The sequence below is a fragment of the Microbacterium sp. KU4F genome (assembly GCF_056868075.1).
The window spans coordinates 506688-533242 of record NZ_CP200324.1; the positions used below are offsets into that span (position 1 = coordinate 506688).

The following is a 26555-nucleotide window of genomic DNA, read 5'->3' on the forward strand; positions in this document are numbered from 1 at the left end:
ATCAGCGCGCCTCGAGCACCTCACGGTAGAGCTGCTCGGTCTGCGCGGCGATGCGCGTCCAGCTGAACTCCTCGACCGCGCGCCGGCGACCGGCAGCCCCGTAGCGGGCGGCCTGTTCGGGGTCGGAAACGACCTCGATGAGCACCCGGGCGAGGTCCTCGACGAAGCGGTCGGGATCCAGCGGCGTCCCCGTTCCGTCCTGGACCTGTTCGATCGGCACGAGGCGCCCCGTCTCGCCATCGACCACGACCTCCGGAATCCCGCCCGTGGCGGTTCCGACCACCGCCGCGCCGCAGGCCATGGCCTCCAGATTCACGATCCCCAGCGGCTCGTAGATGGACGGACACACGAACGTCGTCGCAGCCGTCAGGATGGCGGACAGTTCCGGGCGCGGCAGGTGCCGGTCGATCCAGATCACCCCATCGCGCGTCTCCTGCAGCTCGCGGACCAGACCCTCGACCTCCGCCATGATCTCGGGCGTGTCGGGAGCTCCCGCGCAGAGCACCAGCTGCACCCCGGGGGCAGGAGCCTCGCGGCGCGCAGCAGATACGGCAGACCCTTCTGTCGCGTGATGCGCCCGACGAAGACCACGGACGGCCTCGTCGGCTCGATGCCGAGCGCGCGGAGGAGATCCTCGTTCTGCGTCGGTTGCCACGCCTCGGCGTCGATGCCGTTGTAGATGACGCGCACACGCGCCGGATCCACGTGGGGGTACGCGCGCAGGATGTCGGCCCGCATCCCCTCGCTGACGGCGACGACCGCCGCGGCGGACTCGTAGGCGGTGCGTTCGACCCAGCTGGACACCGCGTATCCGCCCCCGAGCTGTTCGGCCTTCCAGGGCCGCAGCGGTTCGAGCGAGTGCGCGGTGACCACGTGCGGAATACCGTGCAGAAGTGACGCGAGGTGGCTCGCGAAGTTCGCGTACCAGGTGTGGCTGTGCACGATGTCGGCCCCGGCGACGTCTCCGACGATCTCCAGATCGGTGCCGAGCGTCTTCACGGCGGGGTTCGCGTGCGCGAGCTCCGCGGGCGTCGCGTACGACGTCGTGTCCGCCTCGTCGCGCGGCTCTCCGAAGGCGCGCACCTGCACCTCGATACGCTCACGCAGCGCGCGGACGAGCTCGGCGACGTGGACTCCGGCCCCGCCGTAGATCTCGGGCGGGTATTCCTTGGAGACGATGTCGACGCGCATGTCATGGACGCTAGTACAGGGGGTGCGTGCGGCATAGTCTGGTGCCATGCCGGCACCCAAGGTCTTCGGAATCATCCTCGCGGGTGGCGAAGGTAAGCGACTCATGCCGTTGACGGCCGACCGGGCTAAGCCGGCGGTGCCGTTCGGCGGACAGTACCGACTCATCGACTTCGCCATCTCGAACCTCATCAACTCGGGACTGCGACAGATCGTCGTCCTCACGCAGTACAAGTCGCACAGCCTCGACCGTCATGTCTCCCAGACATGGCGCATGTCGGCGCTGCTCGACTCCTACGTGACCTCGGTGCCGGCCCAGCAGCGCCTCGGCAAGCGGTGGTTCTCGGGTTCCGCCGACGCGATCCTGCAGAGCCTGAACCTCATCAACGACGAGCAGCCCGACATCGTCGTCGTGGTCGGTGCCGACCACGTCTACCGCATGGACTTCCAGCAGATGCTGGACGCGCACATCTCGTCCGGGGCGCGTGCGACGGTCGCCGGCATCCGACAGCCGATCGGACTGGCGAACCAGTTCGGCGTCATCGACGTCGAGCCCGACGACCCGACCCGCATCCGCGAGTTCCTCGAGAAGCCGCAGAACCCGGCGGGGCTCGTCGACAGCCCGCACGAGGTGCTCGCCTCGATGGGCAACTACATCTTCAACACCGATGCCCTCATCGAAGCCGTCGAAGCGGACGGCGAACTTCCCACCTCCAACCACGACATGGGCGGCGACATCGTGCCGTACTTCGTCGACCGCGGTGAGGCCGGCGTCTACGACTTCATCCGCAACGAGGTGCCCGGTTCCACCGACCGCGACCGGGCGTACTGGCGGGATGTCGGCACGATCGACTCGTTCTACGACGCGCACCTCGATCTGATCTCGACGCTGCCGATCTTCAATCTCTACAACATGCAGTGGCCCATCCACTCCCAGCTCGTGAACTCGCCCCCCGCGAAGTTCGTGCGGGACGCGGTGGGGCGCATCGGAAACGCCATCGACTCCGTCGTCTCGCTCGGATCGGTACTGTCGGGGACGCATCTGGAGCGCAGCGTCGTGGGCCCCTGGACCCTGGCGGGTGGAGGATCGACCATCACCGACTCCGTCCTCTTCGACCGGGTCCGCGTGGGAGCCGGTGCACGCATCCACCGGGCGATCCTCGACAAGAACGTCGTGCTGGCCGACGGTGCCACCGTCGGTGTCGATCGGGAACGCGATCTGGCGCGGGGATTCACGGTGACCGATTCGGGGATCACGGTCGTCGGCAAGAACGTGCGCGTCGAGCCGTAGCGGCGAGGGGCACCCGTGCGGAGCGCGCGGCGGCGCGCGCTAGCGTTGATGGATGCGTGAGAACCTCCCCCGCCGTCTGCTCGTCGTCCTGGATGCCGACTCCACCCTCATCCGCAACGAGGTCATCGAACTGATCGCGGACGAAGCCGGACGCGGCGCGGAGGTCGCAGCGGCGACCGAGGCGGCCATGCGGGGCGAGGTCGACTTCGCGACGAGCCTGCGCTCCCGCGTCGCCCAGCTCCGCGGTGTGCCCACCGCATCCTTCGCGCGCGTGCGCTCGCGCATCGAGCCGACGCCGGGCGTGCGCGAGCTGATCGACGCCGTCCACGCCCGCGACGGCATCGTCGGCGTGGTCTCCGGCGGCTTCCACGAGATCCTCGACGACGTGGCGCCCGCCCTGGGCGTCGACCTGTGGCGCGCCAACCGCCTCGAGGTCGACGCCGGCGCGCTGACCGGCGTCGTGGCGGGCGCCATCGTGGACGCCGAGGCCAAGGCGTCCCAGCTTCTCGACTGGGCCGCGGAGCACAAGATCGATCCGCGCCGCACGATCGCCATCGGCGACGGCGCCAACGACCTCAGGATGATGCGCGCGGCGGCTCTGGGCCTCGCGTTCAACGCGAAGCCCGCGGTGCGCGCCTCCGCGGATCTCGTCATCGGCCCCGTGGACCTGCGCGAGGTCATCCCGCTTCTGCCCTGACGGCGTCCGGGGCCGGGCGTAGAGTCCGGGCATGCAGCTCATCCTCATCCCGGGCCTTTGGCTCGACGCCGGATCATGGCACGACGTGGTGCCCACGATCGACGACGCCGGCTTCGACGCCCTTCCCGTCACCCTTCCGAACGCACCCGAGGCGCACCTGACCGACTGGGTCGCCGCCGTCGTGGCGCACATCGACGCCGCCGACGAGCCCGTGGCCCTCGTAGGGCACAGTGGCGGGGGCAACGTCGCCTGGGGCGCCGCAGACGCGCGTCCGGAGTCGATCGCGCGCGTGGTGCTCGTCGACACCGTGCCCGTCCCGGATGGCGCGGACATCACGGCGTTCCCGGTCGTTGACGGCGTCATCCCCTTCCCCGGCTGGGACACGTTCGATGCGTCCGACGTCGCCGATCTCGACGCGGCTACGCGTGAGCGCATCGCCGCCGAGGCGATCGCGGTCCCCGCGGCGGTTCCGACCGATCCGCTACACCTGCACGACACGCGCCGACACGGCATCCCCGTCACGGTCCTCTCGGGGGGTGCAGACGCAGAAGAGCTCGACGCGCAGTTGTCGCACTGGCCGAGCTACCACGATGAGTGGCGCGCGATCGCCGACCGCGAGGTCGTGCGCATCGGCTCGGGCCATTGGCCGCAGTTCTCCCAGCCGCAACGGCTGGGAGCGCTCATCGTGCGCGCGATCGAGCGCTGACGATCAGTGGCCCATCCCGAGGCCGCCGTCGACGGGGATGACCGCGCCGGAGACGTAGGCGGCGTCGTCTGAGGCGAGCCACGCCACGACCGCCGCCACCTCCGCCGCGGTGCCGTAGCGCCCGGCCGGAATGGCCTTCTTGTACTCGGCCTGCGTCTCGGCAGGCAACTCCGCCGTCATGTCCGTCTCGATGAAGCCGGGGGCGACGACGTTCGTCGTGACGCCTCGCGCGCCGAGCTCGCGGGTCAGCGAGCGGGCGAAGCCGACAAGCGCACTCTTGGAGCTGGCGTAGTTGATCTGGCCCGCCGAGCCGTAGAGGCCCACGACGCTGGAGATGAGGATCACGCGCCCCCACCGCGCGCGGACGAGCCCCTTGGCGGCGCGCTTGACCACGCGGAAGGTGCCGCCGAGGTTGGTGTCGATCACGTCGTCGAAGTCGTCCTCGCTCATGCGCAGAAGCAGCATGTCGCGCGTGATGCCCGCATTGGCGACGAGGATGGTCACAGGGCCGAGCTTCTCCTCGACCTCGGTGTAAGCGGCGTCCAGCGCGGCGGCGTCCGTCACGTCGGCGCGCACCGTGAGGGTCCCTTCCGGCCCCTCGCCCGAACGAGCCGTCACGGCGACGCGGTACCCGTCGGACACGAAGCGTTCGGCGATCGCGCGGCCGATGCCACGGTTTCCTCCGGTGATGAGCACGACACGATCGCTCGACATGGTTCTCCTCGTCAGTTCAGGCAGAGCCTCCAGCCTATCGACAGGCCCGTTTGACACCGCCCAGCGGACACTGGAAGGCTTCCCTCACAGACTGAAAGGCGCCCAGATGAGCGATCAGAACAACGACCTTCCCACACCCGCATCCGCGGGAGAAGGCGGCACGCCCGACGCTCAGCCCGCACCTGCGGAGCCCTCCGCCGCGGCGCCGGCGTCGCCGGACTACCAGGCGCCTGCCTACACACCGCCGTCCTACCCGGCTCCGTCGACCCCGCCCCCCTCCTATGCAGCGCCCGCCGCCTACCCGGGATACGGCGCACCGCCCGCCGCACCCGCGGCCTACCCTGCCTACGGCGCGCCCCCGACGGCCCCCGCGTATCCCCCGGCCTACCAGGGCGCACCGGCCTACGGAGCCCCGCCGACGTACACGCCCTACCCCGCGGGCCCCAAGACCAACAGTCTCGCGATCGTGTCGCTGGTCTCCGCGATCGTCGGCGTCGTCCTCCTGCCGTTCATCGGTTCCATCGTCGGCATCATCACCGGCCACATCTCGCTCAAGCAGATCCGCGAACGCGAGGAGGGCGGCCGTGGGTTGGCGCTCGCGGGCACCATCACGGGTTACGCGGGCCTGGCGCTCTACGCGGTCATCACCGTGCTCGTGGTCCTCTGGATCATCTGGGTCGTGAATCTCGCCAACGGCGCCTACTACGACTACAGCTACTCTTCCTGACCGACCCCGCGAGCGGTGCCTCCGGCGTACTCTGGAAGCACTGTGAAGCACCCCTCCCCACCGCAGTCGGCGACCTCGCTCCCCCACGCACCGCGTGACGAGTCGAGCTCTCGCATGCTCAAGTACGTCATCATGATGGGCGTGCGGGTGGCCTGCTTCGTCGCGATGATCCTCGTCACCCCCTACGGCTGGTACACCTGGCTGTTCGCGGCGGGGGCGGTCTTCCTTCCCTACATCGCGGTCGTGATCGCGAACGTGGGCCAGGAATCCCGCGCCGCGCCGGCCGAGACCGTGACACTGCCCGCTCTCGATCAGCGAGCCGAGCAACCCTCCCCGACTCCGCACACCCAGGTGATCACCATCGCCGAGACACCCTCGACCCCGCGCGACGCATGAGCGGCGAACCCATCTGCTCGAGAGCGGGGTGTCGCGACGGTGCCCTCTGGCGAGTGCTGTGGCGCAATCCGCGCATCCATGACGCGGATCGACGGAAGATCTGGTTGGCCTGCGACGCGCACGTCGCGTATCTCCGCGACTTCCTCGCGACCCGGTCCTTCCCGGTCGCGGTCGAGCCCTTCGCTACGCAGGACGCGTCGTGAGCATCCGTCGTGACACGGCTCTGCGGTGGACGGCGTACGTCGCGGTGGCCATCGCATTCGCGATCGCCTGCGTCTTCCTCTCGAACTGGCAGTTCGCGCGCAACGGTGAGAGGGCTGCGCAGCTGGCTCTCGTCGAGCGGAACTACGACGCCGACGCGGTTCCGCTGGATGAGATGCTCCCCTCAGATCACCTCGATCCCGAGTCCGAATGGCACCCCGTGGTCGTCGTCGGCGAGTACGTGCCCGAGCAGCAGACCGTGGTGCGCAATCGGCCCCACGGCGGCACGAGCGCGTTCGAGGTCCTGACGCCTCTGCGCACGTCCGACGGGCGCGTGCTCATCGTCGATCGCGGATGGATTCCGCCGGCGGAGAGCGGCGACGGCCCCTCGGCGATCCCCGCGCCGCCGGCCGGCACGGTGAGCGTCGTGGTGCGCCTGCGCGCCCCCGAGGCGCTGCCGACCTCGGGGCGCACCGCGCCCGCCGGACAGGTGCCGACCATCAATCTCCCTCTCGTCGCAGAGACGACCGGCCCCACGACACTCACCTCCGCCTATGGCGTGCTGGTGAGTGAATCGCCCGCCGTCGCCGAGATGCCCTACGCGCTCGACGCGCCGTCGGAGGATCCTGGACCGCATCTGTCCTACGCGATCCAGTGGATCCTGTTCGCCGTGATGGGCTTCGTGTTCATCGGCTACATCATCCGCACGGAGCGTCGCAAGCGCGCCGAGGACGACGACGAGACGACTCCGACGGCGTCGCCCGTCGTCCGTCGCCCTGCGCGCGTGGATCGGGACGCCGAGCAGGAGGACGCGATCCTGGACCGCGCCGACGCCTGAGAGATCAGGCCAGGGTGATCAGGTCGACGTAGTCACGACCCCAGATGTCCTCGACCCCGTCGGGCAGGATGAGGACCCGCTCGGGATTGAGTGCCTCGACGGCCCCTGCGTCGTGCGAGACGAGCACCACAGCGCCCTCGTAGTGCGCGAGGGCGCCGAGGATCTCCTCACGTGAGGCCGGGTCGAGGTTGTTCGTCGGCTCGTCGAGAAGCAGCATGTTGGCGCTCGAGACGACGAGGGTCGCCAGCGACAGGCGCGTCTTCTCCCCGCCGGAGAGCACCCCGGCAGGCTTGAGCACGTCGTCGCCCGTGAACAGGAACGAACCGAGGACCTTGCGCGCCTCTGTCGCGGTGATGTCCGGCGCTGCCGACATCATGTTCTCCAGGACAGACCGGGACACGTCGAGGTTCTCGTGCTCCTGCGCGTAGTACCCGATCTTCAGACCGTGCCCGGGTTCGATCGTTCCGGTGTCGGGAGCATCCACTCCCGCCAGCATGCGCAGCAGCGTCGTCTTCCCTGCGCCGTTCAGCCCCAGGACGACGACCTTCGAGCCGCGATCGATCGCGAGGTCCACGTCGGCGAAGATCTCCAGCGACCCGTACGACTTCGACAGGCCACGCGCCATCAGCGGAGTCTTTCCGCACGGAGCAGGCTTCGGGAAGCGGAGCTTCGCGACCCGATCCTCCTGACGCACATCGTCCAGACCCGAGAGCATCTTCTCCGCGCGTGCCACCATCTGATGCGCAGCCGCGGCCTTGGAGGCCTTCGCCCCGAAGCGCGCCGCCTGCAACTGCAGGGCGGTCGCCTTCTTCTCGACGTTGACGCGCTCCTTCTTACGACGTTCCTCGTCGGCCACCCGCTGACGCTGGTAGTTCTTCCAGTTCATGTTGTAGATGTCGATGACCTGACGGTTGGCGTCGAGGTAGAAGACACGGTTCACGGTCTCGCCGACGAGCTCCACGTCGTGGCTGATGACGATGAGTCCGCCCTTGTAGTTCTTCAGGAACTCGCGGAGCCAGACCACGCTGTCGGCGTCGAGGTGGTTCGTCGGCTCGTCGAGGATCATCGTGTCGGCATCCGAGAACAGGATGCGAGCGAGCTCGATGCGCCGGCGCTGTCCGCCCGAGAGCGTCTTCAGCGGTTGATCGAGGATGCGGTCCGGAAGCGAGAGGTTGTGGGCGATCGATGCCGCCTCCGCTTCGGCCGCATAGCCGCCGAGCGACTCGAAGCGCTCCGTGAGCGTTCCGTAACGCCGCATGGCCTTGGCAGCGACCTCCGGGTCGTCGTCGGCCATCGCGAGCGAGGCCTCCTGCATCCCGAGCGCGAGTGTTCCCAGCCCACGCGCGTCGAGGATGCGTGTACGTGCCAGCATCTCCGGGTCCCCGGAACGAGGGTCCTGCGGGAGATAGCCGAGCTCTCCGCCGCGCTGCACCTCTCCCGCCGAAGGCAGCAGGTCGCCGGCGAGGACCTTCGTGAGCGTCGTCTTGCCCGCGCCGTTGCGACCGACCAGACCGATCTTGTCGCCTCGGGAGACGCGGAAGGCGACCTCGGACATGAGAACGCGCGCGCCGACGCGGATCTCGAGGTCATGCACGGCGAGCACGGCGTACGTCCGTTCTGTTCGGGTGGGATGGCGGCCGGAGAAGACCACCGTTCAGTCTACCGGGCGCGCATCGGCGCCGTCGTTCCCGCCGCATGGGTGGTCGAACGCGGTCGAAATCGGAAGCGGAGTTAGGGTAGCCTCGCCTAGCACCCCCTTCAGAAAGGCCCTCCTCGTCATGCAGCTCAAGCGCTGGACCGCCGTCGCGGTCGCCGCCGTCTCCCTTGCCGCCCTCACCGCCTGCAGTTCAGGAGCGTCGACCCCCGCTGCCACCGGCGAGGATGCGGGTCAGAGCGACGCGTTCCCGCTCTCGATCGAGAATGCCTTCGGCACCACCACGATCGACGCCAAGCCGAAGCGCGTCGTCACAGTCGACTGGGGCAACCAGGACGTCGCTCTGGCGCTGGGAATCGTGCCGGTGGCCATGCCGAAGGTGACCTACGGCGACGAGGACGGCGACGGGCTTCTGCCCTGGGTGAAGGACAAGCTCGACGAGCTCGGCGCCGAAACACCTGTTCTCATGGATGAGACGGACGGGTACGACTACGAGGCCATCGCCGATGCCGCGCCCGATGTCATCCTGGCCGCATACTCCGGCATGACCCAGGAACAGTACGACACCCTCAGCAAGATCGCCCCGGTCGTCACCTATCAGGACATGGCGTGGGGGACGTCGTGGCAGGACATGACCGTCCTCGATGGGACGGCCCTCGGGATGGCGGATGAGGCGCAGGAGCTCGTCTCCTCGCTCGAGAAGCACGTCGCCGACACGGCTGCGGAGTATCCGTCCATCGCCGGGAAGATCTCGCTCCTGTCGTACTTCGACCCGACCGATCTCAGCAACCTCGGCTTCTACAGCCGGTCGGATCCGCGTGTGGGCTACCTCGAGGAGATGGGCTTCGTACCCTCCGCGTACGTCAAGGAGCAGTCGGCCGCGTCCGACCAGTTCTGGATCGTCACCAGCACCGAGCAGATCGAGAGCTTCGAAGACGTGCAGGTGATCGTCACCTACGGCACGGACGAGACGCTCGCGCAGTGGCAGGCCGATCCGCTCCTGTCCCGTATCCCCGCCGTCGCCAAGGGCGCCGTCGCGGTGATCACGTCCGACTCGACCCTCTCCTCGGCCATCACGCCGTCACCGTTGTCGATCGGCACGAGCTACGGCGACGACTACATCAAGCTGGTCGGAGAGGCTGCCGCCAAGGCATCATGATCCCACCGATCGTCCGTGGACGCGGGCGGCGATGAGCGTCGCCGTCACCTCCACCGCTGCCGCCCCCACGCCGTCGCCGCGACGACGCTGGGGGCGGCGGCGGGCGTGGGGGATCCTGGTGCTGGTGGTCGCCTTGCTGGGAGTCTCGTTCCTGTCGGTCACCTTCGGGGCACGCGCCGTCGGATGGCACGACATCTGGGCCGGGCTCGGCGGGGCGGTAGACACGGTCGGGGCCGCCGCCGTGAACAAGCGCATCCCTCGCACCGTCCTGGCGATCGCGGTCGGTGCGGCGCTCGGCGTCGCGGGCGCGGTACTGCAGGGCGCGACCCGCAATCCCCTGGCCGACCCGCAGATCCTGGGCATCAACGGCGGGGCCGCCCTGGCCGTCGTCTGCGGGATCGCGTTCCTCGGCCTTGCCACACCCACCCAGTACATCTGGACGGCCCTGGTGGGCGCCGCTGTGGCGGCCGTGTTCGTCTATGGGATCGGCGCACTGGGCCGAGGAGGCGCGACGCCGTTGAAGCTCGCCCTCGCCGGGGCGGTGACCGCCGTCGCCTTCTCCTCCCTGACGAGCGCGATTCTGCTTCCGCGGGTCGACGTGATGAGCCAGTTCCGATTCTGGCAGGTGGGCGGCGTCGGCGGCGCGACAGGCGCCACCATCCTGCAGGTCGCGCCGTTTCTCATGGTCGGTCTTGTCGTGTGCCTGGCGTGCAGCCCCGCCCTGAACACCCTGGCCCTGGGCGACGAGCTCGCAGCCGGTCTCGGCGAACGCGTGCGCACCGCACGCATGGTCTCCACTCTCGGCGCGGTCCTGCTGTGCGGGGCGGCCACGGCGGTCGCCGGCCCGATCGGCTTCGTGGGATTGGTCGTGCCGCACATCTGCCGACTGCTCATCGGTGTGGACCACCGGTGGCTCCTTCCCTTCAGCGCGGTCGCGGGGGCTGTGCTCCTCACGGGCGCCGATGTCATCGGGCGCGTCATCGCCCGCCCCGAGGAGATCGAGGTAGGGATCATCACCGCCCTCGTCGGTGCCCCCTTCTTCATCGCCATCGTGCGACGTCAGAAGGTGAAAGCACTGTGACCGTCACTGCGGGCGACATGGCGGCACTCGATATCGTGCGTGCGGGGCGCCGCAGACGGCGCCGGCGTTGGATCGCCGTCACATCCGGTCTCGCCGCCCTCACGCTCATCGCCTACGTCCTCTCGCTCATGCTGGGACAGACCTTCTACTCCCCCGCCGAGGTCTGGGGTGTTCTGACAGGACAGCGCGTGGCAGGCGCGTCGTTCACCGTGGGCGAGCTGCGACTGCCGCGAGCCACGACAGCGCTGCTGACCGGCCTCTGCTTCGGAATGGGCGGCGTCGTCTTCCAGACGATGCTGCGCAACCCCCTCGCGAGTCCCGACGTCATCGGTATCAGCTCGAGCGCCAGCGCGGCCGCCGTGACGGGCATTGTGGTTCTCGGTCTCGGCGAGACACCGGTCTCGTTCCTGGCGACCGGCGCAGCACTGGCGGCGGCCCTCGTCATCTACGTGCTCGCCTACAAGCGCGGCGGCTCCGGAGCCCGACTGATCCTGATCGGTATCGGCGTGGCCGCCATCTGCAACAGCGTCGTCTCATACGTCATCTCCCGCGCCGCGGAGTGGGACCTTCAGACCGCCATGCGCTGGATCACGGGCAATCTCAACGACGCGAGCTGGGACAAGGTCCTGCCCCTCGCCGCGGTGATGGTCGTGGTCGTTCCCGCATTGCTTGTCCTGTCCCGCGATCTCGAACTGCTGCGGGTCGGCGACGAAGCCGCATCCGCCCTCGGTGTGCGGGTCGAACGCAGCCGGCTGCTCCTGATCATCGCGGCCGTCTGTCTGCTCGCCTTCGCGACCGCCGCTGCCGGCCCCATCTCGTTCGTGGCCTTCCTCGCAGGCCCCATCGCTGTGAGGGTGCTGGGCGCCGTCGGCTCCCCCGTCCTGCCGGCAGGACTCGTGGGTGCCGTCCTCGTGCTGGTGTCCGACTTCATCGCGCAGTACGCGCTGGGCACGCGCCTTCCCGTCGGCGTCGTGACCGGGGTGCTGGGCGCGCCCTATCTCGTCTACCTGCTCATCCGCAGCAGTCGAGCCGGAGGAACCTCCCTATGACCGCTGAACACACCCTCGCCGCCGACGCGCTCACCCTCGCGTACGGAGAGAGGACCATCGTCGACGGACTGGATCTCGCGATCCCCGCGGGCAGGATCACGACCATCGTCGGCGCCAATGCGTGCGGGAAGTCCACGCTCCTGAAAGCCATGGCGCGCCTGCTCTCCCCGATCGCCGGCAGCGTCCTGCTGGACGGGAAGAGCATCCACCGTCTGCCGACACGACAGGTCGCTCGGGTCCTCGGGCTCCTCCCTCAGTCTCCGATCGCTCCCGACGGCATCGCGGTATCCGACCTCGTCAGCCGGGGCAGGCATCCGCATCAGGGCCCTCTCGCCCGATGGAACGCAGCCGACGACGCGGCGATCGCCGGCGCGCTCGAGGCGACCGGCACCACACACCTCGCTGACCGTTCGGTCGACGAGCTCAGCGGCGGACAGCGTCAGCGGGTATGGATCGCGATGGCGCTGGCTCAGCAGACGGACCTGCTGCTCCTCGACGAACCGACGACATTCCTCGACATCAGTCACCAGATCGATGTGCTGGACCTGCTGACCGATCTGAACCGCGATCGCGGAACCACCATCGTGATGGTGCTCCACGACCTCAACCTCGCAGCCCGTTACGCGGATCATCTCGTCGCCATGGTCGACGGCCGCATCCTCGCCGCGGGGGCGCCCGAGAGCGTCCTGACCACGGACGTCGTGCGCACGGTCTTCGGCCTGGAGAGCAGGATCATGCCCGATCCGCTGACCGGTCGCCCGATGGTCATCCCGCTCGGACGTCACCACACGATCACCGACGCGGACGCTCCTGCTTGACGCGTCCGCCTTCTACTCGACGCGTTCGGCGACCCCTCGTCGCCAATACCCCATGAAGGCCACGCGCTTGCGATCGACGCCGTTGCCCTGGACGAGCAGTCGCCGCAGTGTCTTCACGGTCTGCGATTCGCCGGCGATCCAGGCGTAGAACTCACCCTCCGAGTCCTCCGGGCTATCCCACAGGAGTTCACGATCGACGTCGACGTCCTCGAGCTCCTGCGGACGGGGCGCGGCGGCGCGGGCGAGTACGTCAGCGGCAGCATCCGTCCACGAGGTGACGGCCGCGATGAGCGCCTCGCCGTGGGCGCGGTCGTCACGCGCCAGCCACGTGACACGGGCATGCGTCGCGATCGGGAGCGCATCCTGCGGAGAGGGAACCTCGATGAACGCGTCGACGTCGGTGTCGGACGGCAGCGACTCGAGGATGCCGGCGATGGCCGGTGCCGCCGTCTCGTCACCGGCGAGCAGGAGCCTGCGTGCGCTGCCCGGATGCCAGTCGATACCCAGATGGGAATCCGGACTGCGCTGGTCAGGACCGACGATCACGATCTCGTCACCAGGAACGGCCGCCTCCGCCCACGCGCCGGCCGGGCCGGGATCGTGGTGCAGCACGAAGTCGATGTCGACCTCGCCTCCGGCGGGATCGACCCGGCGCACCGTGTACGTGCGGAAGGGCGTCCGTTCCCCGGGCGCCAACGCGCGCCAGCGGGTGTACCAGTCACCGTTGGCCATCGCCTGCTCATCGCGCTGCCCCACGTCGCAGACGCGGCCGTCCGCACCGGGGAACAGAACCTTCAGCCGCTGGTCCCGGCCAGCGGTACCGAAATGCTCGAAGTCCGGGCCGGTGAACGTGAGACGCGCGAAATGCGGAGAGAGTCGCACCACCCGCGATACACGCGCGATGTACGGCCGGTAGGAAGGGCGAGTCGCGAGGGCTGTCACCTGTTAAGGGTACCCTTACCTGAACGGATGCCCAAGCTCGTCAACGGAGAGCAGCGATCCGCTCGATCGCTTCGGCCAGCACCTCCGGTGCGCAGCCCAGCGTGAGTCGGATGTGGCCGGCTCCGCCGGCTCCGAACGCGGGACCGGAGTGGACGGCTACGCGCGCCTCGCGCAGGATGCGCCGTGCGGGCGCGTCTCCCCAGCCGTAGCGGGAGAGATCCACCCACCCCAGGTAGCCGGCGTCAGGCGGACGATAACCCGCATCCGGCAGGTGCGCCTCGAGCAGCGTGCGCAGCACGTCGACGTTCGCATCGAGCGCGAGGGCTTGGGCGTCCAACCACGCATCGGACTCGTCCGAGAACGCAGCCACCGTTGCCAGGGCGCCGAACAGCCCGGTGCGCCACGAGACCTCGTCGGGAAGCGCACGCAGCACGGCATGGGTCCGCTCGTGCGCGGCCACCATGATCGCGCACTTCAGACCCGCCAGGTTGAACGCCTTGCTTGCGGAGACCACGGCGTAGCCGCATCGTGCGGCCTCGTCCGAGACGGACAGGAAGGGGGTCACGATCCTCCCCGAGCGCGGCAGTGGGGCATGGATCTCGTCACTGACGACGACCGCCCCGTGGCGCACGGCGATCTCCGCCAGCTGACGCAGCACGTCGGGTGCGTGGATCGTGCCGGTCGGGTTGTGCGGGTTGCAGAGGAGAATGGCGCGCGCACCGTCGCGGAAAGCGGCCTCGATCCCCTCGAGGTCCAGCACCCGGCCTGCCCCGGTGTCTCGCAGCGGTACGGGCTGTACGACCCCGCCTGCCTCGGGCACGGCTTCGAAGAACGGCGGATACACGGGTGGCGTGATGACGACACGGTCCCCGGGCACGATGACCCGACGCAGGATCTCAACGACGCCCATGATGACGTCCCCGGTGATCCGCATCCGCGCGGGATCCGGCTCCCACCCCAGGCGTCGCGAGGCGAAGGCCGTGTACGCAGCCGTGACACCAGGATCCGCGGGTGTGTAGCCGGTGTCCCCGCGAGAGACGGCCTCCTGCAGCGCCCGGCTGATGGCGGGAGCGAGCGGGTAGTCCGTCTCCGCGACGAACAGCGGGATGACGTCGTCCGGGTACGACCGCCACTTCGCGCTCCGGCGCCCGCGCAGTTCGTCGAGGGGAAGGGCGCGAAGGGGCTCGATCATCACAGAACGAGCCTAGCGACGGAGGTCAGATCGCGAAGCCGAGGGCCCGCATCATGTCGCGGCCGTCATCCGTGATCCGCTCCGGTCCCCACGGCGGCATCCAGACCCAGTTGATCCGGAACCGTTCGACGACCGAATCCAATGCCTGCGCCGTCTGCTCTTCGAGGACGTCCGTCAGCGGGCACCCGGCCGAAGTCAGCGTCATATGGATGACGAGAGCGTCGTTCTCGTCATCCCAAGCGAGGTCGTAGATGAGACCCAGGTCGACGACGTTGACGCCCAGTTCGGGGTCCATGACGTCCTTCAGAGCCTCGGTGACCTCGTCGTACTTCTCCGGGGTGATCGTCGCGGTCATAGTCGAATCCTACGCGCCAGCCTGCACACCGGGCTCGAGGAAGCGGTCGTAGCCCTCGTTCTCGAGGCGCTCCGCGAGCTCGGGACCACCCTCCTCCGCGACGCGGCCGTTGACGAGCACGTGCACGAAGTCGGGGCGGATGTAGTTCAGGATGCGGGTGTAGTGCGTGATGAGCAGAACACCGAGGTCGGTCTCGGCCTTGGCACGGTTCACACCCTCGGACACGATCTTCAGCGCGTCGACATCGAGACCGGAGTCGGTCTCGTCGAGGATTGCGACCTTGGGCTTGAGCAGTTCGAGCTGGAGGATCTCGTGACGCTTCTTCTCGCCGCCCGAGAAGCCCTCGTTGACGTTGCGCTGCGCGAACTTCGCGTCCATGCGCAGGTTGCTCATGGCTGCCTTGACGTCCTTGGTCCAGGTGCGGATGGCCGGAGCCTCGCCGTCGATCGCGGTCTTGGCGGTACGCAGGAAGTTGGTGACCGTGATTCCGGGAACCTCGACGGGGTACTGCATCGCGAGGAACAGGCCCGCCCGGGCACGCTCGTCGACGCTCATCTCGAGGACGTCCTCGCCGTCGAGGGTGATCGAGCCGCCGGTCACGGTGTACTTCGGGTGTCCGGCGATCGTGTAGGCGAGCGTCGACTTGCCCGACCCGTTCGGGCCCATGATGGCGTGGGTCTCACCGGTGCGGATCGTCAGCGTGACGCCGTTCAGGATGGGGGTGGTCCCCTCATCGGTCTCGACCGTCACGTGGAGGTCGCGGATCTCGAGCACAGACATGTCAGTTCCTTCGTCAGTCGACGTTCTTCGTCACGGCAGGATCGATCAGGACATCGTCTCCCTCGATCGTGACTTCATACACGGGCACCGGCTCGTACGCCGGCAAGTTCAGGGGCTTTCCGGTGCGCAGCGAGAATGCGGAACCGTGCGCCCAGCACTCCAGCGTGTCCCCCTCGACGAATCCGTCGGAGAGCGAGATGTCGCCGTGCGTGCAGGTGTCGCCGATCGCGTGCACCTGGCCGTTGCCGTCGAGCACGACGGCCATCGGCACGCCGTCGATCTCGACGCGGCGCGCCTCGTCCTGCTGCAGCTCGCTCAGAGCGCACACGCGTGTCGCGCTCACCGCTGCTCCCCCGCGAGCTCGGCTTCGATCGCATCCACGAGACGCTCCTCGAGCTCGGCGATGCCGATCTTCTGCACGATCTCCATGAGGAACCCGAGCACGACCAGGCGACGCGCCTGCTCCGCGTCGATGCCTCGAGCCTGCAGGTAGAACAACTGCTCGTCGTCGAAACGACCGGTGGCGCTGGCGTGACCCGCTCCGCGGATGTCTCCCGTCTCGATCTCGAGGTTCGGGATGGAATCGGCCCGCGCACCGTCGGTCAGCACCAGGTTGCGGTTGGCCTCGTACGAGTCGGTGCCGACGGCATCCGGTCCGATCAGCACGTCACCGATCCAGACGGAGTGGGCGGTATCGCCCTGCAGCGCACCCTTGTAGAGCACGTCGCCCACGGTCTGCGCACCCTTGTGGTGCAGATACACCTGACTCTCGAGGTGCTGACCGGCATCCGCGAAGGAAAGACCGTACAGCTCGCCGCGCGCGCCGGTGCCGGCGAGCTCCACGTTCGGGTTCACGCGCACGACGCCACCGCCGAAAGACACGACGATGTGACGCAGGCTGGCGTCACGGTCGACACGCGCCTGATGCGCTGCCAGGTGCACCGCTTCGTCGTCCCATTCCTGGAGCGTGACCAGCGTGAGGGCGGCACCGTCGCGGGCGATGATCTCCACGTTCTCGGCGAGCTGCGCGACACCCGCATGGCGCAGAAGCACCGTCGCCCGTGCATTCGGCTGCGCCTCGATGACCAGATGGGCGTGCGCGCGGCCACCCGCGCCGCGGAGGTCGACAACGACGGGCTCGCTCAGTTCGGCACCTGCGGGGATGCTGAGATACAGCGCCTCTGCGGAGCGCTCCCAGGCGATCGCCGCGCTGAGGTCTTCCGCCGTGAAGACCTCGCCACGGGGCGCCTGGTCGGCCAACAGGCCGGCCGCCGCCAACGGCCCCGTCACGGAGACCGCGACGGCACCGGCATCACCCGCGACATCCTCGAGGAGGCCGCGGATGCGGTCGATCGGCGTGTGCTTCCAGTTCACCTCGCGGCCGCTCGGCGCCTCAAAGAAGGCGACCTCGTTCGCACGCGGGCGCTCCGAACGGGTCTGCACCGGCACGAACGCGGCGGCAGGGTCGACGTGCCCCTTCGCGGTCTCGACCACGGGGGCTTCGGCCTGGGGGCTCATCCGACGCTGCCTTCCATGCCCATCTCGATGAGCTTGTTCAACTCCAGTGCGTACTCCATCGGCAGTTCGCGCGCGATGGGCTCGATGAATCCGCGCACGATCATGGCCATCGCCTCGTCCTCCGCGAGACCACGGCTCATCAGGTAGAAGAGCTGCTCCTCGCTGACCTTCGAGACCGTCGCCTCGTGCCCCAGCTGGACGTCGTCAACGCGGATGTCGATAGCGGGGTACGTGTCGGAGCGCGAGATCGTGTCGACCAGCAGCGCGTCGCAACGCACCGTGTTGGCCGAGTGATGGGCGTTCGCGTCGACGCGGACCTCGCCGCGGTACCCTGCCCGCCCTCCGCCGCGCGCGATCGACTTCGAGACGATCGAGGACTGCGTGTAGGGCGCCATGTGGATCATCTTGGCGCCGGCGTCCTGATGCTGGCCGGGCCCGGCGAACGCCACCGACAGGGTCTCGCCCTTCGCGTGCTCCCCCATGAGGTAGATCGAGGGGTACTTCATCGTCACCTTCGAGCCGATGTTGCCGTCGACCCACTCCATGGTGGCGCCCTCGTGCGCGACGGCGCGCTTGGTCACCAGGTTGTAGACGTTGTTCGACCAGTTCTGGATCGTCGTGTAGCGCACGCGAGCGTTCTTCTTCACGATGATCTCGACGACCGCCGAGTGCAGCGAGTCGCTCTTGTAGATGGGAGCCGTGCAGCCCTCGATGTAGTGGACGTACGACCCCTCGTCGGCGATGATCAGCGTCCGCTCGAACTGGCCCATGTTCTCCGTGTTGATGCGGAAGTACGCCTGCAGCGGGATCTCCACGTGCACGCCCTTGGGGACGTAGACGAACGATCCGCCGGACCACACGGCCGTGTTCAAGGCTGCGAACTTGTTGTCACCGGCCGGGATCACGGTGCCGAAGTACTCCTCGAAGAACTCCGGGTGCTCCTTCAACGCCGTGTCGGTGTCCATGAAGATGACGCCCTGCGCCTCCAGATCCTCCTGGATCTGGTGGTAGACGACCTCGGACTCGTACTGCGCCGCGACGCCCGCCACCAGCCGTGACCGCTCGGCCTCGGGGATGCCGAGCTTCTCGTACGTGTTGCGGATGTCCTCCGGGAGGTCTTCCCAGGACTGCGCCTGCTTCTCCGTCGACCGAACGAAGTACTTGATGTTCTCGAAGTCGATGTCGCTGAGGTCTGCGCCCCAGGTCGGCATCGGCTTGCGGCCGAACAGCTGGAACCCCTTCAGACGGGTCTTCAGCATCCATTCGGGCTCGGCCTTGAGTGCCGAGATGTCGCGCACGACGGCCTCGGTGAGGCCGCGCTTCGCGCTCGCACCCGCGGCGTCGGGGTCGTGCCATCCGAACTCGTACACCCCCAGACCTTCGAGCTCCGGGCGGTCGATCAGCACATCCGACATCACACTCTCCTTATTGGACCGCAACGGTGTCATCCGCCCCGGCATCCGCCGCCCCGTCGAGTCTGCGGGGACGAACGCCGCTCTCGGGCCCTCATCATGGGCGCGCACCTGGCGCCTAAACTGTTGTCGATGCACCCTGCGCGAAGCGCGGCATCACAACAACCACGATTCTACAGGTTCCCCCTGACTTCCGGGCCGCGTCCGGGGTCCGGAACGGGCCGGAGGACACATGCCCGCTCGCACCGCTCTGCCCGAATCCGATCACGTCTCCGGAGCCTCCGGGATCGTGGTGCGACGCCCGCTGCGCATCCTCGCGTGGCTCTCGTTCCTGACCGAGGTCATCATCATCGGAACGGGTGGCGCCGTGCGTCTGACCGGCTCGGGACTGGGCTGCTCGGACTGGCCGTTGTGCACGCCGGAGTCCCTCGTCCCGCTGCCCGAGCAGGGCATCCACGGTCTGATCGAGTTCGGCAACCGCACGATGACGGGCGTCGTGGGCATCGTCGCGGTGGCCGTCGTGCTGCTGACGCTCCACGCGATCGCGGGCCGTCCTGCGGTCATGCGGGCGCTCGTGTTCGCCGTCGGCGGCATCGTCCTCGCCGTCCCTGTCTACGCGCTGGCGGCCGCCCTCGACCTGCCTGCCTTCGGCTTCGCGTCCGGCGCCCTCCTCGCGGCGGTGATCGCGGCGGCGATCGATTCCGCGCGACGACTCCCTCGACGTCGCGACCTGTCGACACTCGCGTGGATCGTGCTGGCCGGCGTCATGGCCCAGGCCGTGGTCGGCGGATTCGCGGTCCTCACGGACCTGAACCCCTTCCTCGTGGGCTTCCACTACACCTGCTCGCTGCTGCTCGTCTGCGTCGCTGCGGCGTACCTGGTGCGACTCGACGCGACCGAGGGCGCACGGGAGCGTGTCGTCCCGCTGTGGTTCCAGATCGGTGCGCACGTGACCGGTCTGGTCCTCGCCGTGACGATTCTCTTCGGGGTACTCACCACGGGCTCCGGGCCGCACTCGGGCGACGCCAACGTGATCCGCGAGGGATTCGACGCGACGGTGCTCGCCCACGTGCACGCGTGGCCCGGCTACGTTCTCGCAGCTCTCGTGCTGGCGCTCACGATCAGCGCATGGGTCCTGCGCCTCGAGCACCGACGGTGGCTCCTCGTACTGATCGTCGCCATCGCCGTGCAGGTGACCGTCGGAGTGTGGCAGGCGCGCGAGGGGCTTCCCGAGCTTCTCGTGGGGATCCACATGGTGCTCGCCTCGCTGTCCGCGGCCGCTTACACGGTCGTCGTCCTTCGCCTGAAGACGCCGGTCGCAGGCGAGCGCTCCTCAGCAGACGCATAGACGCATCATCGAACACACCTGGATTCACCCGCGAGGGTGGCCAGGTCGCGGCAACCGTTGCCGCGCGTTCGAGGAGTGATCCACATGACGACCCGTCCCCGCCTGTCCCGCAGCATCCCGTTCTGGGGGCTCATCGCAGGCTCCGCCGCCGCCGTCGGCTTCGGTGCCTGGCTCACGATCGACAAGATCTCGGTCATGACCTCCACCCTCACCGACGGCAGTGCGACCGGCGTCGAGGTGTATGCCGGCCAGGCGTGGGCCCTGCTCGGTGCCGTCATCGCCGGTGCGGGCCTCGTCGGCCTCGTCGCGGCCCTCGCCCTCGGCGCAGCGCGCAGTCTCGTCACCCCGGCGGTGGACGTCGTCGAGACCATCACGTGGCAGGACGAGGCAGAGCCGCTCGAGGCAGAGACGGCGCCCGACGTCCCCGCCGACGCCGCTTCCGCGCCGGAGAACGAGGTCGAGGCACACGCAGAGCAGCCGATCACCCGCTGATCCGGCGACGCTCACACGAAGCGAAGACCCCTCGGCCGCCTCTTGCAGGCCGAGGGGTCGTCGCGTGTCGCGTCGCGATCAGAAGGGCAGGAGCGGATCGATCGCGATGGCGACGAAGAGCAGCGTCAGGTAGGTGATCGATGCGTGGAAGACCCGCATCGGGCGCGGCTCGGTGCCGCGAACCGCGCGTGCGTAGAGACGGTGGGACTCGTAGAGGAACCAGCCTCCGAAGACCAGTGCCGAGACCGAGTAGACCATGCCCATCGAAGCGACCGGGATCAGCAGAAGCGAGCAGGCCACGGTCGCCCACGCGTAGAGGATCACCTGCAGTCCGACCTGCGATCCGGATCGCGTGGCACCCAGCATCGGGACGTCGACGTTCTCGTACTGGTCCTTGTACTTCATGGACAGCGGCCAGTAATGCGGCGGGGTCCACAGGAAGATCAGGACGAAGAGGATGAGGGGCGCCCAGGAGAGCGATCCCGTCACGGCCGACCAGCCGATGACGACGGGGAAGCAGCCCGCGATGCCGCCCCACACGATGTTCTGCTCGGTGCGACGCTTGAGCAGGATCGTGTAGATGACGACGTAGAAGAAGATGGCCCCCGCGGACAAGGCTGCGGCGAGCCAGTTCGTGGTCAGCAGCAGCCAGACGGTCGAGACGACGGCCAAGCTCCACGCGAAGATCAGCGCGCCGCGCGGCGATACCTCGCCCGTCACCAGCGGCCGGTTCACCGTGCGCTGCATGTGCGCGTCGATGTCGCGATCGAGGTACATGTTGAACGCTGCGGCGGAACCCGCGCTCAGCGATCCGCCGATGACCGTCGCCAGCACCAGCCAGAGATCAGGCAGCCCGTTCTGCGCCAGGATCATGACCGGCACCGTCGTCACGAGCAGCAGTTCGAGCACGCGCGGCTTCGTCAGGGTGATGTAGGCGCGCACCTTCCGACCCATGGAGGGACGGACGGCGGATGCGGGCTCGCCCTGGCTCGTCGTCATGATGTCCATCTGCTGCGTTGTCGCCCCTCGTCAAGCTCCAGACCAGTCTATGCTGAAACCACACGCGCGCCTGCCGTGGTCGTGCCCCTCCGGGGCCGGACCCATCGGCCCTCTGTGGCGCACTCCTCTTTGTGAAAGGCGGTCCCGTGGCCGATTTGCGTTGGGATGAGATTGATGCACGCGCCGTGGACACGGCCCGCATCCTCGCGGCGGATGCGGTGGAGAAGGTGGGCAACGGTCATCCCGGCACCGCGATGAGCCTCGCCCCCGCTGCCTACCTGCTCTACCAGCGGGTGCTGCGCCACGACCCCGCCGACCCGCACTGGATCGGCCGCGACCGCTTCATCCTCTCCGTGGGCCACTCCTCGCTCACGCAGTACGTGCAGCTGTACCTGGGCGGATTCGGTCTCGAGCTGAGCGACCTCGAGTCGCTGCGCACCTGGGGCTCGCTGACCCCGGGCCACCCGGAGTACGGCCACACCAAGGGTGTCGAGATCACCACCGGCCCGCTGGGCCAGGGCCTCGCCTCCTCCGTCGGGTTCGCCTACGCCGCCCGTTACGAGCGCGGACTGTTCGATCCCGAGGCGCCGGCCGGAACCTCTCCCTTCGACCACTTCGTCTACGTGATCGCCGGTGACGGAGATCTGCAGGAAGGTGTGACGAGCGAAGCGTCCTCGCTCGCGGGACACCAGCAGCTCGGCAATCTCGTCGTCATCTACGACTCCAACCAGATCTCGATCGAGGACGACACGAACGTCGCCTTCACCGAGGACGTCGCCGCGCGGTACGAGGCGTACGGCTGGCAGGTCCAGACCGTGGACTGGAAGAAGACGGGCCAGTACGTCGAGGACGTCGCCGAGCTCTACGCGGCCATCGAACGCGCGAAGGGCGAGACCGACAAGCCGTCGCTCATCATCCTCAAGACGATCATCGGCTGGCCCTCGCCGGGCAAGCAGAACAGCGGCAAGATCCACGGCGCAGCCCTCGGCGCCGACGAACTCGCTGCAACCAAGAAGGTCCTCGGGTTCGACCCGGAGAAGAACTTCGCCGTGGCGGAGGACGTCATCGCCCACACGCGCGAGCTCGTGCAGCGCGGCGAGCAGGCCAAGGCCGAGTGGCAGAAGTCGTTCGATGCCTGGGCTGCCGCCAACCCCGAGCGCAAGGCGCTTCTCGACCGTCTCGAGGCGCGCGAGCTCCCCGCCGACATCGCCGACGCTCTGCCCGTCTTCGAGGCGGGCAAGGACGTCTCGACCCGTGCCGCCAGCGGCCAGGTCATCAACGCGCTCGCGGCGCAACTGCCCGAGCTCTGGGGAGGCTCGGCCGACCTGGCCGAGTCGAACCTCACCACGATCAAGGATGCGCGCTCGTTCATCCCCCAGGAGTGGTCGACGCACGAGTGGACCGGCTCGCCTTACGGCCGAGTGCTGCACTTCGGCATCCGCGAGCACGCCATGGGTGCGATCCTCAACGGGATCGTGCTGCACGGACCGACGCGTCCGTTCGGCGGCACGTTCCTGATCTTCAGCGACTACATGCGTCCGCCGGTGCGTCTGGCAGCGCTGATGAACATCCCCACGGTCTTCGTCTGGACGCACGACTCGGTCGCTCTCGGCGAGGACGGCCCCACGCACCAGCCGATCGAGCAGCTCGCGACGCTGCGCGCCATCCCGAACTTCTCGATGGTCCGCCCCGCGGACGCCAACGAGACCGCCGTGGTCTGGCTCGAGATGCTGCGCCGCACGGCCGGCCCCTCCGGCATCGCGCTCACCCGCCAGAACATCCCGGTGTTCGAGCGCGGCGACGGCGCCGCATCCGGCGACGTGTTCGCCTCCGCGGACAACGCGGTCAGGGGCGCATACGTCCTGGCCGAGGCTCCCGGCGGCACGCCCGATGTGCTGCTGATCGCCACGGGTTCGGAAGTACAGCTGGCCGTCGAAGCCCGTGCGACCCTCGCTCAGGAGGGTGTGGCGGCGCGCGTCGTCTCCGTTCCCTCTCTCGAGTGGTTCGCCGAGCAGGACGCCGAGTACCGCGAGTCCGTCCTGCCGTCCTCGGTCAAGGCGCGCGTCTCTGTGGAGGCCGGCTCCGCGCTCACCTGGCAGGGCATCGTCGGCGACGCCGGTCGCTCTGTCGCCATCGAGCACTTCGGAGCCTCCGCCGACTACAAGACGCTGTTCCAGAAGTTCGGGATCACCACCGAAGCCGTCGTCACCGCCGCTCGCGAGTCCATCGCTGCGGCTGCCGAGTAAGTACGAGGAGAAGCAAGAACATGAGCACCCCAACCGAACAGCTCGCCGCAGCGGGCGTCAGCATCTGGCTCGACGACCTCTCCCGTGAGCGCATCACGACGGGCAACCTCAGCGCGCTGATCTCTGACCGCACGGTCTCCGGCGTCACCACCAACCCGACGATCTTCGCCGGTGCCCTCTCGAAGGGCGAGGCGTACGCCGAGCAGGTCGCCACCCTGGCCGCTGCCGGCGCGGATGTCGACACGGCGATCTTCGAGATCACGACGGATGACGTCCAGGCAGCCTCGGACATCTTCCGGCCGGTCTACGACGCCACGAACGGTGTCGACGGGCGGGTGTCGATCGAGGTCTCCCCCGACCTCGCCCACGACACGGCCGCGACCGTCGCGCAGGCCAAGGAGCTGTGGGCCAAGGTCGACCGCCCCAACGCGCTCATCAAGATCCCCGCGACCAAGGCGGGGCTTCCGGCGATCACCGAAGTCATCGGCGCGGGCATCTCCGTCAACGTGACGCTCATCTTCAGCCTGGAGCGCTACGCCGCCGTCATCGACGCGTACCTGTCCGGTCTCGAGAAGGCGCGTGACGCGGGCATCGACATCTCCGGCCTGCAGTCGGTGGCGTCGTTCTTCGTCTCGCGGGTAGACACCGAGGTGGACAAGCGTCTGAAGGCCATCGGCACGGCTGAGGCGACCGCTCTGCTGTCCCAGGCGGGCCTGGCCAACGCGCGCCTCGCGTACGAGCTGTTCGAGCGCGAGTTCGGCTCGCCGCGCGCACAAGCGCTGCTCGAGGCCGGAGCGAATCTGCAGCGTCCGCTCTGGGCCTCCACGGGTGTCAAGGACCCGGCCCTGCCCGACACCCTGTACGTGACCGAACTCGTCGCAGCGGGCACCGTGAACACGATGCCCGAGAAGACGCTCGAGGCCACCTTCGACCACGGCGTCATCGAGGGCGACACCATCACGGGAAACATCGAGGCGGCCCACGCCTTCTTCGACCAGCTTCTCCGCTGTCGGCGTCGACTTCGCCGACGTCACCCAGACGCTGGAGGACGAGGGCGTCGAGAAGTTCATCGTGTCCTGGCACGAGCTGCAGGAGACGGTGGAGACGGCGCTCAAGGCTGCGCGATGAGCTTCGACATCCACGTCAGCGGCGACATCCGCGACGTGGTCGAGGCGGAGCTCCCCGCTCTCGTCGACTCGCTGATCGCCTCCGGCATCACGGCCGGCGACCCGGACCTCTGGGGTCCGGGCGCCGCCGCGGATGCCGCCGAGCGTCTCGGCTGGGTCCAGGCCGTCACCGTGTCGCGACCGCTGGTCGAGGAGATCGTGACGCTTCGCGAGGTGCTGCGCGCCGACGGCGTCACGCGCATCGTGCTGGCCGGGATGGGCGGATCGTCCCTCGCTCCCGAAGTGATCGCCGCCACGGCGGGTGTGCCGCTGGTGGTCCTGGACTCCACCGCACCCGGCGAGGTCGCGGCCGCCATCGGCGGCGACGCCGAAGCGGGCGGTCTCGCGCAGACGGCGCTTGTCGTGTCCTCGAAGTCCGGATCCACGATCGAGACGGACTCCGCCAAGCGCGCCTTCGAGGCGGCCTACCGCGCGGCAGGCATCGAACCGGCGAGTCGCATCGTCGTCGTCACCGACCCCGGGTCACCGCTCGCAGAGTCCACGGATGCCGACGGCTACCGTCTGTTCACCGCTGACCCCACCGTCGGCGGACGCTACTCCGCGCTGACCGCATTCGGGCTCGTCCCCGCGGGCCTCGCGGGCGTCGACATCGACGAGCTCCTCGACGAGGCGGAAGCGACCCTGCTCGAAGTCGCCATCGACGACCCGCGCAACCCTGCGCTGGTCCTCGCGGCGGCCATCGCCGGTGGCGGCGCTTCGCGCAAGGACAAGCTCGGTCTCGTCACCGACGGCACGCACATCGTCGGGCTGCCGGGGTGGATCGAGCAGCTCGTCGCGGAGTCCACGGGGAAGGACGGCACCGGCATCCTCCCCGTGGTCCTGCTGCCCGTCTCCCCGGAAGTCGAGAAGACTCCCGCCGATGTGCAGGTGCTGCGCCTGGTCGACAACGTGCGGCACGATCACCTGTTCGAGCACCACCACGGCGAGATCCTCGTCGCCGGTTCCCTGGGCGCGCAGTTCGTCGTCTGGGAGTACGCGACGGCGATCGCCGGGCGGATGCTCCAGATCAACCCCTTCGACCAGCCTGACGTCGAGGCGGCGAAGGTCGCCGCGCGGGCACTCCTCGACGACCGCCCCGCGCCCACCCCCGCCGCCTTCGTACAGGACGGCATCGAGGTCCGCGTGTCCGACCCGTCTCTTGCGGTGAGCGGCACGTTGAGCGGGGTGCTCGACGCGCTCTGGGCCCGCATCCCCGAGAACGGGTACGTGGCTCTGCAGGCCTACGTGGACCGGCGAGAGCTCGCCGCGCTCGAGGGGCTGCGAGAGCTCGTCGCCGCCGACTCCGGTCGCCCCACCACCTTCGGGTGGGGTCCGCGATTCCTGCATTCGACCGGTCAGTACCACAAGGGGGGTCCCGCCAACGGCGTGTTCCTGCAGATCCTGCAGCACCCGCAGACGGATCTGACCATCCCCGGTCGCCCCTTCACTTTCGGCGAACTGATCGCCGCGCAGGCCGCCGGTGACGCATCCGTGTTGGCCGACGAGCACGCGCGCCCGGTCGTCACGCTCACCCTCGTCGACGCGCAAGCCGATGTGCTCGCGCTGTTCGACGCCGCCCAGTAGGA

General features: G+C 68.6%; 24 protein-coding genes and 1 pseudogene. 14 read left to right on the forward strand and 11 right to left on the reverse strand.

The genetic code is table 11. From position 1 onward, the window contains the following. Window position 1: 1 nt before the first annotated feature. A pseudogene (gene glgA, locus AC1VNH_RS02550) lies at window positions 2–1191 on the reverse strand (glycogen synthase). A 46-nt stretch (window positions 1192–1237) separates the two neighbouring features. On the opposite strand from glgA, the gene glgC reads away from it, so the two are divergent. Genes glgC through AC1VNH_RS02565 form a run of 3 tightly spaced genes read left to right on the forward strand, consistent with a single transcriptional unit; the run spans window position 1238 to window position 3882 of the window. Continuing rightward, a complete protein-coding gene (gene glgC / locus AC1VNH_RS02555) occupies window positions 1238–2479 on the forward strand; it encodes a glucose-1-phosphate adenylyltransferase (RefSeq protein ID WP_344228181.1) in 1242 nt (413 codons plus the stop codon). Between the two features lie 52 nt (window positions 2480–2531). Continuing rightward, a complete protein-coding gene (gene serB, locus AC1VNH_RS02560) occupies window positions 2532–3176 on the forward strand; it encodes a phosphoserine phosphatase SerB (protein ID WP_483109734.1) in 645 nt (214 codons plus the stop codon). 31 nt (window positions 3177–3207) lie between these two features. Beyond that, the gene (locus tag AC1VNH_RS02565; RefSeq protein WP_483109735.1) at window positions 3208–3882 is read left to right on the forward strand and encodes an alpha/beta fold hydrolase; all 675 of its coding nucleotides are present in this window, start codon (window positions 3208–3210) and stop codon (window positions 3880–3882) included. A gap of 3 nt (window positions 3883–3885) precedes the next feature. Here AC1VNH_RS02565 and fabG read toward each other — a convergent pair whose 3' ends face one another. Then, on the reverse strand, window positions 3886–4596 hold the full coding sequence (gene fabG, locus AC1VNH_RS02570) for a 3-oxoacyl-ACP reductase FabG (protein ID WP_483109736.1): 711 nt from the start codon (window positions 4594–4596) through the stop codon (window positions 3886–3888). A gap of 106 nt (window positions 4597–4702) precedes the next feature. Here fabG and AC1VNH_RS02575 point away from each other — a divergent pair, with 106 nt between their 5' ends. The 3 genes from AC1VNH_RS02575 to AC1VNH_RS02585 all read left to right on the forward strand — a co-directional run bounded on the left by AC1VNH_RS02575 (window position 4703) and on the right by AC1VNH_RS02585 (window position 6758). Next, entirely contained in the window at window positions 4703–5323 is a 621-nt protein-coding gene (locus tag AC1VNH_RS02575) for a DUF4190 domain-containing protein (protein WP_483109737.1), read from the forward strand. 42 nt (window positions 5324–5365) lie between these two features. Further along, window positions 5366–5719, forward strand: coding sequence for a DUF3099 domain-containing protein (locus tag AC1VNH_RS02580; RefSeq protein WP_483109738.1), 354 nt, complete (start codon window positions 5366–5368; stop codon window positions 5717–5719). A 205-nt stretch (window positions 5720–5924) separates the two neighbouring features. Further along, on the forward strand, window positions 5925–6758 hold the full coding sequence (locus tag AC1VNH_RS02585; RefSeq protein WP_483112675.1) for an SURF1 family cytochrome oxidase biogenesis protein: 834 nt from the start codon (window positions 5925–5927) through the stop codon (window positions 6756–6758). A 4-nt stretch (window positions 6759–6762) separates the two neighbouring features. On the opposite strand, the gene AC1VNH_RS02590 is transcribed toward AC1VNH_RS02585, so the two are convergent. Next, complete coding sequence (locus tag AC1VNH_RS02590) at window positions 6763–8361, reverse strand: ABC-F family ATP-binding cassette domain-containing protein (protein WP_243228204.1); 1599 nt, start codon at window positions 8359–8361, stop codon at window positions 6763–6765. A 175-nt stretch (window positions 8362–8536) separates the two neighbouring features. Here AC1VNH_RS02590 and AC1VNH_RS02595 point away from each other — a divergent pair, with 175 nt between their 5' ends. From AC1VNH_RS02595 to AC1VNH_RS02610, 4 genes are read left to right on the forward strand one after another with little or no spacing between them, the layout of a single operon-like run. After that, window positions 8537–9571 carry an iron-siderophore ABC transporter substrate-binding protein gene (locus tag AC1VNH_RS02595; RefSeq protein ID WP_483109739.1) on the forward strand — a complete coding sequence of 345 codons (1035 nt, stop codon included), beginning with the start codon at window positions 8537–8539 and terminating at the stop codon, window positions 9569–9571. A gap of 31 nt (window positions 9572–9602) precedes the next feature. Continuing rightward, window positions 9603–10652, forward strand: a complete 1050-nt coding sequence (locus tag AC1VNH_RS02600; RefSeq protein ID WP_483109740.1) for a FecCD family ABC transporter permease — start codon at window positions 9603–9605, stop codon at window positions 10650–10652. Window positions 10653–10669: 17 nt separating this feature from the next. Then, entirely contained in the window at window positions 10670–11701 is a 1032-nt protein-coding gene (locus AC1VNH_RS02605) for a FecCD family ABC transporter permease (protein ID WP_483112676.1), read from the forward strand. After that, on the forward strand, window positions 11698–12519 hold the full coding sequence (locus AC1VNH_RS02610) for an ABC transporter ATP-binding protein (RefSeq protein WP_483109741.1): 822 nt from the start codon (window positions 11698–11700) through the stop codon (window positions 12517–12519). The genes AC1VNH_RS02605 and AC1VNH_RS02610 overlap by 4 nt, the downstream gene beginning before the upstream one ends. Before the next feature lie 12 nt (window positions 12520–12531). Here the strand turns inward: AC1VNH_RS02610 and AC1VNH_RS02615 are convergent, their stop codons facing one another. From AC1VNH_RS02615 to sufB, 7 genes are read right to left on the reverse strand one after another with little or no spacing between them, the layout of a single operon-like run. Continuing rightward, complete coding sequence (locus AC1VNH_RS02615; RefSeq protein WP_483109742.1) at window positions 12532–13461, reverse strand: siderophore-interacting protein; 930 nt, start codon at window positions 13459–13461, stop codon at window positions 12532–12534. Between the two features lie 40 nt (window positions 13462–13501). Then, window positions 13502–14653 carry a MalY/PatB family protein gene (locus tag AC1VNH_RS02620; RefSeq protein ID WP_483112677.1) on the reverse strand — a complete coding sequence of 384 codons (1152 nt, stop codon included), beginning with the start codon at window positions 14651–14653 and terminating at the stop codon, window positions 13502–13504. Window positions 14654–14678: 25 nt separating this feature from the next. Further along, entirely contained in the window at window positions 14679–15008 is a 330-nt protein-coding gene (locus AC1VNH_RS02625) for a metal-sulfur cluster assembly factor (protein ID WP_137417044.1), read from the reverse strand. Between the two features lie 9 nt (window positions 15009–15017). Next, complete coding sequence (gene sufC / locus AC1VNH_RS02630; protein ID WP_137417045.1) at window positions 15018–15788, reverse strand: Fe-S cluster assembly ATPase SufC; 771 nt, start codon at window positions 15786–15788, stop codon at window positions 15018–15020. A gap of 13 nt (window positions 15789–15801) precedes the next feature. Next, the gene (locus AC1VNH_RS02635; RefSeq protein WP_483109743.1) at window positions 15802–16131 is read right to left on the reverse strand and encodes a non-heme iron oxygenase ferredoxin subunit; all 330 of its coding nucleotides are present in this window, start codon (window positions 16129–16131) and stop codon (window positions 15802–15804) included. Next, entirely contained in the window at window positions 16128–17306 is a 1179-nt protein-coding gene (sufD, locus tag AC1VNH_RS02640; RefSeq protein ID WP_483109744.1) for a Fe-S cluster assembly protein SufD, read from the reverse strand. Before sufD ends, AC1VNH_RS02635 begins: the two co-directional genes overlap by 4 nt. Beyond that, on the reverse strand, window positions 17303–18721 hold the full coding sequence (gene sufB, locus AC1VNH_RS02645; protein ID WP_137417048.1) for a Fe-S cluster assembly protein SufB: 1419 nt from the start codon (window positions 18719–18721) through the stop codon (window positions 17303–17305). Before sufB ends, sufD begins: the two co-directional genes overlap by 4 nt. Before the next feature lie 229 nt (window positions 18722–18950). On the opposite strand from sufB, the gene AC1VNH_RS02650 reads away from it, so the two are divergent. Then, entirely contained in the window at window positions 18951–20066 is a 1116-nt protein-coding gene (locus tag AC1VNH_RS02650) for a COX15/CtaA family protein (protein WP_483109745.1), read from the forward strand. A gap of 84 nt (window positions 20067–20150) precedes the next feature. Next, window positions 20151–20558, forward strand: coding sequence for a dinucleotide-utilizing enzyme (locus tag AC1VNH_RS02655; RefSeq protein WP_483109746.1), 408 nt, complete (start codon window positions 20151–20153; stop codon window positions 20556–20558). Between the two features lie 78 nt (window positions 20559–20636). Here AC1VNH_RS02655 and AC1VNH_RS02660 read toward each other — a convergent pair whose 3' ends face one another. Further along, a complete protein-coding gene (locus tag AC1VNH_RS02660; RefSeq protein WP_483109747.1) occupies window positions 20637–21566 on the reverse strand; it encodes a heme o synthase in 930 nt (309 codons plus the stop codon). 137 nt (window positions 21567–21703) lie between these two features. Between AC1VNH_RS02660 and tkt the strand changes: the two genes are divergently transcribed. Continuing rightward, window positions 21704–23803, forward strand: a complete 2100-nt coding sequence (gene tkt, locus AC1VNH_RS02665; protein WP_483109748.1) for a transketolase — start codon at window positions 21704–21706, stop codon at window positions 23801–23803. A 20-nt stretch (window positions 23804–23823) separates the two neighbouring features. Then, the gene (locus tag AC1VNH_RS02670) at window positions 23824–26553 is read left to right on the forward strand and encodes a bifunctional transaldolase/phosoglucose isomerase (RefSeq protein ID WP_483109749.1); all 2730 of its coding nucleotides are present in this window, start codon (window positions 23824–23826) and stop codon (window positions 26551–26553) included. Window positions 26554–26555 lie beyond the last annotated feature (2 nt).

Excerpts from the sequence above, each read along its gene's own strand:
- AC1VNH_RS02625 (WP_137417044.1), bottom strand. The coding sequence starts at position 15,008 with ATGACCGCGACGATCACCCCGGAGAAGTACGACGAGGTCACCGAGGCT.
- AC1VNH_RS02670 (WP_483109749.1), top strand. The coding sequence starts at position 23,824 with ATGAGCACCCCAACCGAACAGCTCGCCGCAGCGGGCGTCAGCATCTGG.
- sufC (WP_137417045.1), bottom strand. The coding sequence starts at position 15,788 with ATGTCTGTGCTCGAGATCCGCGACCTCCACGTGACGGTCGAGACCGAT.
- AC1VNH_RS02600 (WP_483109740.1), top strand. The coding sequence starts at position 9,603 with ATGAGCGTCGCCGTCACCTCCACCGCTGCCGCCCCCACGCCGTCGCCG.
- AC1VNH_RS02595 (WP_483109739.1), top strand. The coding sequence starts at position 8,537 with ATGCAGCTCAAGCGCTGGACCGCCGTCGCGGTCGCCGCCGTCTCCCTT.
- AC1VNH_RS02660 (WP_483109747.1), bottom strand. The coding sequence starts at position 21,566 with ATGGACATCATGACGACGAGCCAGGGCGAGCCCGCATCCGCCGTCCGT.
- fabG (WP_483109736.1), bottom strand. The coding sequence starts at position 4,596 with ATGTCGAGCGATCGTGTCGTGCTCATCACCGGAGGAAACCGTGGCATC.
- glgC (WP_344228181.1), top strand. The coding sequence starts at position 1,238 with ATGCCGGCACCCAAGGTCTTCGGAATCATCCTCGCGGGTGGCGAAGGT.
- AC1VNH_RS02620 (WP_483112677.1), bottom strand. The coding sequence starts at position 14,653 with ATGATCGAGCCCCTTCGCGCCCTTCCCCTCGACGAACTGCGCGGGCGC.
- serB (WP_483109734.1), top strand. The coding sequence starts at position 2,532 with ATGCGTGAGAACCTCCCCCGCCGTCTGCTCGTCGTCCTGGATGCCGAC.
- AC1VNH_RS02655 (WP_483109746.1), top strand. The coding sequence starts at position 20,151 with ATGACGACCCGTCCCCGCCTGTCCCGCAGCATCCCGTTCTGGGGGCTC.
- AC1VNH_RS02605 (WP_483112676.1), top strand. The coding sequence starts at position 10,670 with ATGGCGGCACTCGATATCGTGCGTGCGGGGCGCCGCAGACGGCGCCGG.
- sufD (WP_483109744.1), bottom strand. The coding sequence starts at position 17,306 with ATGAGCCCCCAGGCCGAAGCCCCCGTGGTCGAGACCGCGAAGGGGCAC.
- AC1VNH_RS02565 (WP_483109735.1), top strand. The coding sequence starts at position 3,208 with ATGCAGCTCATCCTCATCCCGGGCCTTTGGCTCGACGCCGGATCATGG.
- AC1VNH_RS02650 (WP_483109745.1), top strand. The coding sequence starts at position 18,951 with ATGCCCGCTCGCACCGCTCTGCCCGAATCCGATCACGTCTCCGGAGCC.
- AC1VNH_RS02610 (WP_483109741.1), top strand. The coding sequence starts at position 11,698 with ATGACCGCTGAACACACCCTCGCCGCCGACGCGCTCACCCTCGCGTAC.
- sufB (WP_137417048.1), bottom strand. The coding sequence starts at position 18,721 with ATGTCGGATGTGCTGATCGACCGCCCGGAGCTCGAAGGTCTGGGGGTG.
- AC1VNH_RS02575 (WP_483109737.1), top strand. The coding sequence starts at position 4,703 with ATGAGCGATCAGAACAACGACCTTCCCACACCCGCATCCGCGGGAGAA.